At 58.6% G+C, this 12,582-nt stretch carries 9 protein-coding genes; 2 read left to right on the forward strand and 7 right to left on the reverse strand.

Features of this window, described 5'->3' with window-relative positions; genetic code table 11:
• The 5 genes from AAF465_14055 to AAF465_14075 form a co-directional block, all read right to left on the reverse strand.
• Positions 1–199: hypothetical protein (locus tag AAF465_14055; GenBank protein ID MEM7083848.1), on the reverse strand; the 199-nt coding region annotated here is incomplete at its 3' end.
• A gap of 3 nt (positions 200–202) precedes the next feature.
• Positions 203–2,254 carry an SUMF1/EgtB/PvdO family nonheme iron enzyme gene (locus AAF465_14060; GenBank protein MEM7083849.1) on the reverse strand — a complete coding sequence of 684 codons (2,052 nt, stop codon included), beginning with the start codon at positions 2,252–2,254 and terminating at the stop codon, positions 203–205.
• Positions 2,255–4,573: a protein kinase gene (locus AAF465_14065; GenBank protein ID MEM7083850.1), complete on the reverse strand. Its 2,319-nt coding sequence runs from the start codon at positions 4,571–4,573 to the stop codon at positions 2,255–2,257. It abuts the gene before it with no gap.
• A 55-nt stretch (positions 4,574–4,628) separates the two neighbouring features.
• Positions 4,629–5,879 carry a hypothetical protein gene (locus AAF465_14070; protein ID MEM7083851.1) on the reverse strand — a complete coding sequence of 417 codons (1,251 nt, stop codon included), beginning with the start codon at positions 5,877–5,879 and terminating at the stop codon, positions 4,629–4,631.
• A 174-nt stretch (positions 5,880–6,053) separates the two neighbouring features.
• The gene (locus tag AAF465_14075; protein ID MEM7083852.1) at positions 6,054–7,625 is read right to left on the reverse strand and encodes a hypothetical protein; all 1,572 of its coding nucleotides are present in this window, start codon (positions 7,623–7,625) and stop codon (positions 6,054–6,056) included.
• A gap of 319 nt (positions 7,626–7,944) precedes the next feature.
• Here AAF465_14075 and AAF465_14080 point away from each other — a divergent pair, with 319 nt between their 5' ends.
• Positions 7,945–8,628 (forward strand): hypothetical protein, encoded by a 684-nt coding sequence (locus AAF465_14080; GenBank protein ID MEM7083853.1) that lies wholly within the window; start codon positions 7,945–7,947, stop codon positions 8,626–8,628.
• Positions 8,625–9,293, forward strand: coding sequence for a hypothetical protein (locus tag AAF465_14085; GenBank protein ID MEM7083854.1), 669 nt, complete (start codon positions 8,625–8,627; stop codon positions 9,291–9,293). Before AAF465_14080 ends, AAF465_14085 begins: the two co-directional genes overlap by 4 nt.
• A gap of 69 nt (positions 9,294–9,362) precedes the next feature.
• On the opposite strand, the gene AAF465_14090 is transcribed toward AAF465_14085, so the two are convergent.
• The gene (locus AAF465_14090) at positions 9,363–10,772 is read right to left on the reverse strand and encodes a hypothetical protein (GenBank protein MEM7083855.1); all 1,410 of its coding nucleotides are present in this window, start codon (positions 10,770–10,772) and stop codon (positions 9,363–9,365) included.
• Entirely contained in the window at positions 10,765–12,264 is a 1,500-nt protein-coding gene (locus AAF465_14095) for a M48 family metalloprotease (protein MEM7083856.1), read from the reverse strand. Before AAF465_14095 ends, AAF465_14090 begins: the two co-directional genes overlap by 8 nt.
• Between the last annotated feature and the right edge of the window lie 318 nt (positions 12,265–12,582).

Raw genomic sequence — 12,582 nt, forward strand, 5'->3', positions numbered from 1 at the left:
CATCGATGTCCGGCTCGCCCTCACCGTCTGTGCCGTCTTGTGACAGTTCCTCCGAAGGCGTCGCGACGGCGCGCGCGCGCTCATCGGCTTCGATGTCACTCAATGGGGGCGGTGCGTCGTCTTTGCTTGGCGCTTGGGCCAACACGCTTAACGAAACAAGCGCAACCATAACGGGCACACTTCGAAGCAGTTTAGTCATGAGTCACTCCAAATAACGGGCGATACGAAATCCGATATCGTCACGCCCCTGTGTAGACGAATCACGATAGGTAAATCGCAGCTCGCCGATTTTCGAATGTTGCCAACTCGAACCGCGCACAACGTGCGCATCGCCTGTGGCCTGGTCACCGACCTGATAGGCATCGTTCGTCCATTCCGACACGTTACCGGCCATATCGTACAACCCGGCGTCATCCGCCGCGAAACTGCCGACCGGTGCCGATGCGGCGTGGCCGTCATCGAAGTCGTCGATGACTTTGTTCACCAGTCCGATGGCGGAACGGCCGGCGAAATTTCCCGACGCCGGTGGCGGAGGCAACGCATCACCCCACGGGAGTAAGGACGGTTTGCGCCCGCCTGCAAATCGGGCCGCCCACGCCCACTCGGCCTCGGAGAGCAAACGGTAGCCGGTTGTTGCGGGTACCACAGGCTGCATGGTGCCACCGACGTCGCGGTAAGCGAGCGGCAGGCCTTCTTGTTCGCTTAACCAGTTGCAGTAGCGGGTCGCGGCGTCCCAAGTGACGTTAACAACCGGCGCATCATCCGCATCCAAGGATACTTTAAACGCAGTGCCACTGGTGTGGGTGGTGTCGAACGCTTTGAAGCGCGCGTTGGTCACTTCGTGAACACCGACATAATACAGGCGCGTGAGACTCACATCCCGCAACGTTTCATTCGCGCGCCGACCTCGCACGCGCCGAGATGCCCCCATCTGGAACGGACGCGGTCGCTGCAACAACATCGTCTGACCGTCACTGGTAACAATCGTGCGCTTGCGAGCAAGTTCGGCCTCGCGCGCCTGATCAACTGTCAGAAGTTTAACGGTGAGCGTCTGCGATTCCTGTGGACTGGGCAACACATCAAGAGTCGCCGGCGCGTAACCGGGTGCGCGCACGGTGAGCTGCTGATCGCGAACCGGTAGAGTTAACACCTCCCCCGACTTACCCAGACGTCGGTCGTCCTGCCAAATTTCAACGCTCGGTGGCGAACCCACCACCACGATATCACCGAGCAGCTGCTCGAGCGTCCAATTGATTTGTATGTCTTCATCACTTTTTGATGTGATGCGACGGCTCGCCTTCGCATACCCGACTTTGCTCGCGGCGACGGTGTAGGTTTTGCCAGGCGGTAGTTTGAATGTTTGTGGGGACATCCCACGGTAGCGGCCATCTACGGTGATGGCCGCGGCCGGCGTAGTCGATACAATGATCGTGCCGTCTGCCTTGGCGAGCACCACGGGGGGCAACTCAATCGCCTCGCCCGCGGTCACATTCAACGTTTTAAACCAGCTTTTGTATCCCCTGGCCTGTACGGTGAGTGGATGTTCACCGGCCAGAATTTCAAATACGCCGGGCGTTTCACCCAGCACCGTGTCACCGATCAACACCTGCGCACCGACCGGCGTGGAGGTGATCGCGACGTCCGCCCAATTGGGTCGCAACGCCACGTCAATCGACTGCGAGGTGCCAAGGCCCTCAATCGTGATCTCGCCCGAGTAGTCCAAATAGCGCGGCGCCCGCACCGTGAAGGCATACTCGCCTGGCCTGAGTTCGATCGGCTCGCTCGGCAACGCCCTAGGGGCGTCGCGACCAAAGACAATATCGGCCGCGTCCACGCCCTGGGGCAGATTAACCGTCAGATAACCAGGTAGTTTTTCCAGTTCAAACGTATAACGCTGACTCGCCTCACGGCCAATCTCGATATCAACGTCCAGCGGATAGTATCCGTCTTTGCGCGCGTTGATCGCGAGCTTACCGCGCGGCATCAGGTAGTGGTCCTGATAGCGAATGCGTGGCCAATTACCGCTCAATGTCGTGACATCGGGCACTGGCGAGATCTGCACCCAGACCGCTCGAGCGGTGAACACAAAATACAGCGCGAGTGCGGCAACGAGAAACAGAACAAACAACGCCACGCGCAACGGCGTGACGCGACGCGGTTTCGATGGTGGCGTGCCGCCCGGTGTATAGGCAATAACATCGATCGCATCCGACGCCGGCGTTGTGCCCGGCTCAATCGATGCCGGCTCGGCCATTTAGATGCGCTCCCGGCAAATCACTTCGATTGGCGCTAATGACTCGCCAGGTGCGAGATCAAAATTGATGCGCACATCGCGGTACCCCACCCGAGTGCCGACCACCGTGTACTGACCTGGACGGAGATCAAGTGTTTCGGAAGTGAGCGTGCCCAATCGACCGATCCGGTAAACGAGGACATCGGTTTTACCATCGGATCGCAATTCTACCCGCACGGGAATCTTGGCCGCTTCCATGTATTGACGCAACGTCGCAACCCGCCCGGACACGCTCGGGTCGCTCATATACGGATCGACACGCTCGAGCAAAGCCTGCGCATCGCGATACACACTGTCGCTGGCAAGGCGGGACGGTTGAGCAAGCAACATCGTGAGCGTTTCGTCGACCTCGGCATGTTCGCGCACGCGTCGCATCGCCGCAGCGGTATCGCTCGACGGGGCTTGATCAAGAATCGCTTGATATTCACGTTCGGCCCCGCGCAAGTCGCCTTGGCGCTCAAGCTCCGCTGCCCTCGAGCGCAAGCGATTGACGTCTTTCAGTCGAATGGCTGTGTCGAGCTGGGTCATCGCTGCAGCCACTTCTTGCGATTGGGGCTGAAGTCGTTGCGCTTTCTCAAAGGCATCTTGTGATGCTGCAAAATCGCCGCGGTCGAGCGCGGCGAAACCGGCCGACATGTGACGGGAGTAGGCGCTACGCGCTTGAGCGCGCGCCATCCGTTCGATACCGGCGCGTGCCGGCGCCCATTGACCGTCCAAACTCACCGCACGCTCAAACGCGTTTTTCGCGCCATTCACATTGCCGGTTTGCTCCAGGGCCTCACCTTCGGCCACCAATGCGAGGACCTCATCGAGATTGGCGGCTCGGGTCAGTCCCTCGGTCGCCGCCGTGGATTCCGGTTCGATGTCGAGCGCTAATTGGTACAAGCGCGTTGCTTCAGTGCTGTCCGCCGCCGCGAGCTGGGCGCCCGCTGACTCGAGCGTTGTGGCTAAGATAGTACCGGCACGGGCCGCCAGCTCGTCCGCAATGGCCTTGCCCTCTTCGTAGCGTGTCAGCGCCAGTTCAAATTCGTCGCGGCGAAAGGCCTGATCGCCCTGCACAGCCAACACCTTAATTTGTTCGAAGTCGTCGCTTGCCCACACCGTCGCGCGCTCGTCTTCAAGAAAAAACTGCTGCTCGAGCAATGCTTCGAGCACTTCTTCGGCTTCTTTACGCAGTTTGGCCTGTTGCGCCAGTTTCCAAGGCTCCACGCCGGCCGCGTCGGCGCTCTGACCGCCAGACGACGCGGATCGCGGCGAATCCGATGTCGTGGCGCGTTCTGAATCAGTCGCAATGGCCGGTACCGTCACTTCCCGCTCAGACGCCAGTTTCGGCAGAAAATAAAACAATGCCGCTGCGCCGATCAATCCATACACCGCAAGCAGACCCAGGGCCTTACGACTGCGGGTCTCGACAGGCGGAGGCGTCACCGCCGCGTTATCGCCGGTAACGACCTGGATGTTGTCAAAATCATCGCCATCGCGGTCGGTGATGCGCTGTGCGTCGACCTCAAACTGATCGGGCGGCAAGGTCACGTTGCTTTGTTCCGATAACGCCTGCCGTAGACGCTCTGCCACGGCGGACATCCCCGAGGGACGTTGCGCCGCATCGTGTCTGAGAAGTTCATCGATAAGTAGGGCCAACGAGCCCCCGGCTTTGCGCGCTTCGACCGCTTCGCCAGGCCATGTGCCTTCCGCCAATCGGTGTAGCGCCACACCAAACGAATACAGATCATCCGCTGGATCCGGCGGTTCGCCACCGCGTTGCTGTGGACTCATGCTGCGAGGCGAACCACCACTTCGCAATCCATCCTCACCGCGCTCTGAAGCCACCCCAAAATCAATGAGTCGTGCGTGGCCTTGACCGTCCAACAGGACATTACTGAGTTTGACGTCGCGATGAACGACGCCCTGCGCATGCACGTGCGCAAGCGCCTCGGCCAGTTCAATCATCACCGGTAAAAAGTAGGTCGCTGGCCGGCCAATGAGATCGCCAGCCCGACCGCCCGTGAGATATTCAACGGTCAGCAGTGTTTGTGCGGCATCGTCGTGAAAATCAAACACCCTCACAACGCCCGGATGGGCACATCGCGCGCACATCGTGTGTTCGTTTTGCAGCAAGCGGTTGGCCGTGTGGTCAGATCCACGCGCAATTTTGATTGCCACGCGCGAACGTAACGACGCATCCTGAGCCAGCCATACCTGACTGTGTTCGCTGTTGTGGAGCAGTTCGACCAGGGTATAGCGGTCGACCAGCTTACGGCCTTTAACCAATGGTTCCATCGATACGCATCTTTTTGTTGTTTGCGATTGCGGTATTCACGTGTACGTGTGCGGCTTACTCACTGACCGGGTCGTTGATGGACTTGGGTGGCAAAAAATTCATCTCGTCGTCGCCGACCTCGATGCCGGTTTCAGACGTATAGATCTCTCGCAACAGTTGGCGCCACTTGATGTACTGCTGATCCGCCGTGCCGCTCAATTCCACTGTGCGCCCCTGCACTTCAACCAGCAACGGTTTAACTTCAGCCGAAAATGAATCACCCAGCTCAGCCAGCGCGGCCGCGTTCAATTTGGATTGTTTACGCAGATCCCAGCCGCCCTTAATCAGGTTGATGCCGCCATAGAGTGCCGCGTTACTGCCATAGTAGGCTTCGCGCGTGCGCGCTTTATTGCGCTCTGCCGCGCCGGCGATCGCGATCAAAACACCGGCAGCGGTTGTCAAATTGGAGGTGCGGCGCAGCTCGCGAAGGACCACCGTTTCCTCATAACTGAAGCGCCGCCAGTCTTCGTATGGCGAACTCATTTCATCGTGAAAGCTTTCGTAATGCTCATCGAGTAGGTCAATGAAGGCGTATTCCCGATCGCGAATTTTCTCAATGCGCCCCAACATTGGATCATCGCTCGAAGGCAAGCGCTTAATATTCACTCGGCTGTCCTCAACCTCGTAATACTCATTGTACGCATAGGGTGAAATCGCTGCCGCAAATCGAAGCTTCGACACTGTGCGAATGCGCTCGAGTTCGTCGCCCGATAGCGTGCGACGGGCTGCCAGTAGGTCATTCGCTATATTGTTGTATAAATCGAGAAACGGTTCAGCATCGCCCGTCACGTCCTCATTGTAGGAGAGCTGTCCGGCGCGATCGGTGTAAGTCTTGTCGAGCCAGCGGCGACCCGTGGCGTCCTCAGCCACCACATCCACCTTCAATACCTCGACATCGGACTGAATCAATTTGCCCGAAATAATCAAATCGACCGCGTCGGTGTCACGGGGGATAAGTCGAACGGCTCCCCAGTTTTCTGTATCTTCCAACACCTTGCGCAATTGATACGGGACGAACGCTGCCTCCGCTCGACGCACATCCCGATTGATGAAGCGCTTACTCGCTTCCTTAGGGTCCTCGGGCACATTGGGATCAAACAATGTGATACCGATATCCATCAACTGCTCTTCAGACAACGTCTCCGCGGCCTTAATCGCCGGCTTGGCGGTCACATCAACGACGGTAGTCGAGACACAACCAGCTCCACATCCGATCATGGTCAACAGGATGGCGAATCGCCCGATTGCATGTGTACTTGCGGTCATATGTGCTCCCCGGCAGGGTGTTCCTACGAGTCGAACCAGTAGCGTCATCGTACGCTGATTGATCAACGACCCTCAATTTTTCCATCCTGGCCTGTTAACACCACGCGGGCCCTGCGCGGTGACGACGGCGCCCGTCCAATCGTCGGTCGAACGCCACGATAAAAACGGAACGCGCTAGTTACCGGTCGCCTCTCGGTACGAGCGATACTCTTCCCATAAACGTGCCCGCAGTTCGGGATTGGATTCGGCCATCGCCGCCTCGCGGAGCTGGCGAGCCACCACATCATCGCCCTGTGGATCGGGCAGATCGTCCGGCACTTGCGGTGCGTTACCCCGTTGATTGGAACCTACCGACTGGCCACTTTGCGAATCGGGATCGGTCGTGCCCGCTTCCGTGCGCACCGTGGTGTTACCCATGATCTCCCGACTCCCGCCACCGGGATCGCCCTGCCCCTCAACACCGCCTTCGATCGTCGATACTTGGCCATCGCCCTGGCGGCCGGAGCGCCGGCTGTTCGAAATCGTGTTATCAAAATCGCCGAGCGTACGATTGAGCTCGCCCTCTAGATCCGCGACCGAACGACGCGGTGCGCCAGCCGACGCGGCTTCCCCCGACGACGAGCGGCGGCTGCCCGTGCGACCGCGGCGGGCCATGGCCTCGCGAGCGTCATCGTATTCAGGCGAACTGAAATCGGGTAGGCCACCTAAATCGATCACAGTTGCCAACAGTTCAACCGATTTTTCAAGAAACTCAACCATGGTCTCCATATCTTGGAAAACCACCTGCGAGCCGGGGGTTGGCTCGGACAATTCTTCGGGGAGATAGCCCAGCTCGACCGCCGCTTTGATGAGCTTGTTGCGCGCTTCCATCAAATCTTGCGCCGCTTTTGTCAGCGCCTCCCGCGCCGTTTGCTCGGCGGGCGTTTCGATTTTGATTTTTGGCGCTTCGCCATTGTTGATGTCGGCGCTGGCCGCTTCCAAACGTTCCGCGCTGTCCGCTAAGTCTTCGGCGCTTTGCGCTTCCCGCTCACGTTGCTCGGCACTTTCACGTCGTTCACTGCGACTTTGCTGTTCGCTCGCCGCTGCGTCCTGGGCCGCTTGAGATTCCGCCTCAAGCGCCGCCTGTGCTTCCATCACCGACTGCGCGGCGGCGGCAACCGCCGCGGCCGCGGCGGCCGCGGCGGATGAGCCGCCGGACGGCTCAGCGAAGGGATCATAATTTGGATCGCTTTCACTCGATGAGGCGGCGCCTTCATCGGCAACCTCCGCATCCTCACCCTCGCCTTCCTGCTCCTGATGCTCGCGAGACCGTTCCGCCATCTTTTCGCGTGCTTTGGCCAGCGCTTCGGATGCACGGGTAACCGCCTCGGCGGCCCGGGCAACGGATTCGCCGATTTCGGCCAGCTCACGGTCTTGATTAGTCTGATCGGCGGCCGATTGTTCGGTGCCTTCGCCCTCAGAATCATCCTCCGAAGAGGCGTCGCTATCGCTGTCATTCTGCGCGGTGGTCTCGGAGGGCTGCGAGGACTGTGACGGCGACGGCTTCGAGGAGGGCGCTGACGGTGCCGACTGCGGCGGCAGCGTGGGCGGCACCGGTGTCTGACTAGCGGTTGGAGGGCTCGGCGACCCCGTACTCGGCGAGGTCGATTCCGACGGACGCGATGACGAGGACTTGCATCCCGCAGCAGCAACAACAAAAGCGGCGATGACAGCGACAACAGCGCTGCGCTTGATTATCCGGTGCATGGAGAACTCCTGCGAAATGTCCTGTAACAATAGACGATGTAAATCGGTTTTGGTTTCCTGATTACGTTAACTTTTTTGTCAACTCTTTCTAAATTTCCATGATCATACGCTCGAAGCGTAGCGCAAAGCGCGTACACTCGGTACATCGATGGCGACATGCAGTGGGCCGAATAATATGCGAAGCTCTTCGTAACGATGTGATCTTCGCCGACTGTCGATCGCCCTCCGCGACGCATGGACGAACGATGCGTCTTGGTTTAGCCTTTTGAATGCGGGTGATTGTCACCGCGTTCACCAGCGACTTGGAGAAACAAACGCCATGCGCAGCAACTGGGTTCGATTAACATCACTTCTTTGTCTTACCGGCATTCTGGCTGCCTGCGGCAATTCGCCTCCGCAGCGCATGGATGTGAACAGCGACATTCCGACACCGGTCATCAGTAAGATTCCCGTCTCTGCGGGGGTCGTCTTTAACGAACAGCTCACCAGCTTTACGACCACCGAGCGGCAACAGAACGGCAAGAAATGGCAGATTGGTCTGGGTAATACCAACCGCAAAATATTGAGCAATATTTTTGACAGTCTGTTCGAAGAGGTGGTCGAGTTTCCCAATGCCAAAGCGGCCGCCGAATCGACGGACATCGCCTTCACACTCGTGCCGCGCATCGACGACTACTCTATGCTCAGTGCCGGTGATGCGGGCGGCAAGTTCTACGCGGTCTCGATGCGCCACTTCATTGACATCTACGCCACAGCCGGCAAACGCGTGGGCACGATGGAGGTCAACAGCTACGGGCGTCAGCGTAAGGCCGGCGTCATGTCCGGTGGCGTCGCCGAAATCGACGCGGCGACCGACGACGCCTTTCGTGATTTAGCCGTCACGTTAGTGGTTGAGCTGCCGAACCAACTTAATCAGGCCGGCCTGACCGGCGCACCGGAGGACGACATCCTCGACGACATGGATGACTCAGACACCGACGCTGATATGGGAAGTGCTGAATGAAGATCAAATTGTGGCAATTCGCGCGCACCGCAGCGCTCGTCATCATCGCTACGCTGGCTATTCAATCGTGCGTCACCTCACGGGTGGATATGGCGTTTGAAAATCAAATCGACATTTCGGAGGAGTCTGGCGTTGTGCTACTCACCCGGCGCGACAACGTCAAAACCGAAACCGAGGTACCGTTTGTCGACTGCGTTAAAAAACGCCTAACTTCTGGAAGCAATCCGATCGCACTTAAGGAAGAACAGGTGTTCCTTGACAGTTTGTTCCCGTGGTTTGAACCGCGTGTCGCCCCACTGACCGTTGAAGCCCTACCCGACCTGCTGGGCAAACCGGGCGTTGCGGACAAAGTCACCGATGCCGGTGTGCGCTACGTGATGTGGCTCGGCGGTTCGGTTGAAACCAAAGATGGCGGCGGCTCCATCACGTGCGACACGACGGTGGGGTGTTTTGGTTTCACCTGGTGGGAAAACGGGGCCATCTACGAAGCGTCTATTTGGGATCTTGAGAATTTGGAAAGCACGGGCGTTGTGAGCGCGGACGTAACTGGGCGTTCTTACATCCCCGCTATCGTGGTCCCAATCCCTCTTATCGCCCGAACGAAGACAGCGGCCTGTTCTGAAATGGCGGAACAAATAAAGGGCCAGTTTAACGACGCCACGTAGCCCACTCATCGATCGCCCGCACTGCGGTGAGGCGGTCAACAGCGGATCGGTGCTCGTCGGAGCGTAACGCTAATCGGTGTTGTCCGGGGTGTCTGGTGTCGGTGACACCGGTGCCTCACCCTCAGTCGTGGCTGTTCCCTCGACCGCGTTGGAGGCGTCGCCCGCCGCCTGTTCTCGTGCAGCACGAACATCGGGGGGTAAGCCCTCGCTCAGATCAAAACGAAACGCACGCCGAACGCCCGGCGTCGCCACGGCCTGACCGTTCACCACGCGCGGGCGATAACGTGCCGCTTTTAAGCGCGTGCTGAGTTCAACCGCAAACCGACGGTAATTCAAATCATCCCGAATCACGGTGACATTCTTAACGCGGCCGTGGGCGTCGACCGTAAATTCGAATTCGACAACCGCTACCCCTTCGGGCACCTGCGCCAAACGCGAACGACGGTACCCAATCGGTACGGGCTCAAACTCGATTTCTTTCGGCTGGGCAAACTGGGACGACGGTTCGCCCGTCGCCTCGATAACGGCGCCGGCCTGGGCGTACGCTTGTCGTGCGCGTCCGCGTTGCCCGCTGATCACGTACCAATCACCCAGCGCGCCCCAGGCTTCGGCGAGGTCGGCCTCGTCCGAAAAGGTCTGCGAATCATGAATTTGGATCACACGCCGAAGCGCGTTGGCGCCTGAGCGAGACATGATGCGATTGGCCCCACGTGGTGTGTTGGTGTAAGAGTCCGCGTAGTCGCGGAGCGGGCCAGTCAAGCGCAAATCGTCGGGACCGTAGGCACGTTCCATGATGGCGATCGACCGCCGATAGTTGTTGCGCGCAAGATCGGGGCGCCCCACCAACTCCAACCACTTGGCCTGTCGGCGCAGTGCCGGTAACAACCGCGGTGTTTCACCATACGTCTCTTCGTTCGCGCGCAGCAGAAACCGTTGCTCGCGTGCCGCTTTGCTTAACTCGCCACGGTTGTAGTGCAGTCGAGTGAGTCGATTAACAAGCGGGGTTTGAAGCAAATTGTAAATGCCAAAATTGCGATGGGTGAGGTCTTTTGCGGTGACCAATGCTTCCTCCGCTTTCACTGGATCACCGCCGAGCATTAAGGCGCGGCCGAGTCCCTCATAAGGCTGCACGAGGTACGGGCTGAACACGCCTTCTGAAGCGGATATTTCTTTAATCGCGCGTGAATACGCTTCGGCCGCTAGCTCAAAATTATTGAGCTTACTTTGCGCCTCACCAATACATAAAAACGGCCCAGCCAACACGCCCGAGTTGGTGACGAGCGCCGCGCGCTGCACGGTGTTTTCACACTCGATCAGCGCACCAGCGAAATCACCGCCTGCAAGCTTGGCTTGCGCCTGCGCGGGTATCAGCGAGGGAAGACGTTGAGGGTCAGCCGGCGCGACCGATTGCGCGAACGCCCACGGTAACCACCCAACGCTGAGTAGCGTCGCCGCTGTGAAACGAATGAGACTAATCAATGATCTTAACTTTCTGGCCAGGTTCAGGCTCGCCTTTGGGATAAAAGTCGTTGAGCAGACGAAGCTGCTCTTCGGCGTATTCGGTTAACGGTGACGCTGACGCCAGACGCCCCATGGTCGTGGCCGAATTGGCTTCGACCACAGTGATGGCCGGAATTTGGGCGGACCGTAACCCGCGCGCGTCGAGTAAACGGAAACTCTTCATCGCACTCACGATTCGGTAGTTGTCACGGCGTCGAACGGCGTCTTCTGAGTTAGCGCCCGCAATAACATAGGCATACTCGTCATCGACGAACACGGCGTAGCGCACCGGGCGCTGACCGAAGGGTGAGTTAGCAACAGGCGCCAGCGCGGTGTAGCCCTGCATATTGCCTGCATTCAATGTCTGCCTTTCGCGCAGATTTCTTACGCCAATGCGTTCAGTCAGAATGGTGATGGGGCTGACCGCCTCGCGCAATGGCTGACGCGAAACAATCAGCACCGATTGGCGATCGGGTGAAATGCTCTCTATTCGCCCACGATTGTTGCCAATTGACCAGCCTTTTGGAAAACGTATTCCAATCCCGTAATTGGCGTGTCGAAATTCGTTTTCAGATATGACGCCACCCGCGCCTACTTTGCCGTAGACCATGCCGTCGATCTGATTGAGAAAGAAGTTGCGGTTGTCCTCGGCCACTGAAATACCATCGATTTTGTTGGCCGCCTCGACCACCTCCCGCAAACGCTTGTCATTGTCGGGGTGGGTGGAAAACAAACCGTGATACACCTGAGGCTCGCGGCCTTCCTCTTCCGCGCGGGCAATCTCGAACAGCTCTTGATTCTTCAGGATGCGCACCACATCGATCATGGGCTCTGAGCCATAACCGGCACGCACCAGATATTCGGCGCCCTCCCGGTCCGCTTCGAGTTCCAAGTCGCGGCCATAACCGCGAATCAGCGCACCACCGACATAGTCGCTGAGCATCCCGCCGACCGCCCCGGCGGCGACGCCGGCCACGCCGCCGAGCGCATCAAGCACTTTGCCGCGCGCATCCTGACGCACTGCGTGGCGAGCCGTAATATGACCGATTTCGTGACTCAACACCGCCGCCAGCTCGGCCTCAGAATTCAGATACGCAATCAGGCCACGAGAGATATACACATAGCCGCCTGGCGTGGCGAACGCGTTCACTTCGTCGCTGTCGAGCACCGTGAAGGTGTAGTCGAGATCCGGGCGATCACTGTGGGACGCCAGTTTTTGGCCAATGCGGTCGACATACTCTTGAAGATCCGCATCGGGATAAGCGCGGTACTGCGCCATAATTTGAGGATGCATCTTGGCGCCCAGCTCGATCTCGTCCTCTTCGGACATGCTGACAAAATCAATGCCGCCTGTGGCCGGGTTCGACGCGCAGGAGTTCAGCAGCAGCACCAGACAACCCACCGAGAGCAGGCGAAACCAGCGCCAGGGGCTAAACAGCAAACGACTGGTCGATAATGGGGTGAATCTCACGACATCGGCTCCTGAGTGGTATAACGCGAACCTTCCGAATAATAACCCGGAAACGTAACATTTCGGTGAATCGGCGTCTCACGTGGCCGATCTCTTGGGCACCGAATACAGGCGAAATGGCCTATCGAGGCCGCACGCTACTATAATGTGACCACACAAAGGCCTTGGGGTTGCAATCCAGATGAGGGCGCGACCCAACCTCTTCACAGGGTGCCGAGCGTGTACACGCTTGAAACAGCAGAAATTGTGCGTTTCGACCAAAGCACTTTCGCCTGAAACTGCTATACTCAGCGCCGCCGATCGATCGCCTGCGCGGCG

The organism is Pseudomonadota bacterium (genome assembly GCA_039028935.1).
Classification (GTDB): domain Bacteria; phylum Pseudomonadota; class Gammaproteobacteria; order Steroidobacterales; family SZUA-146; genus SZUA-146.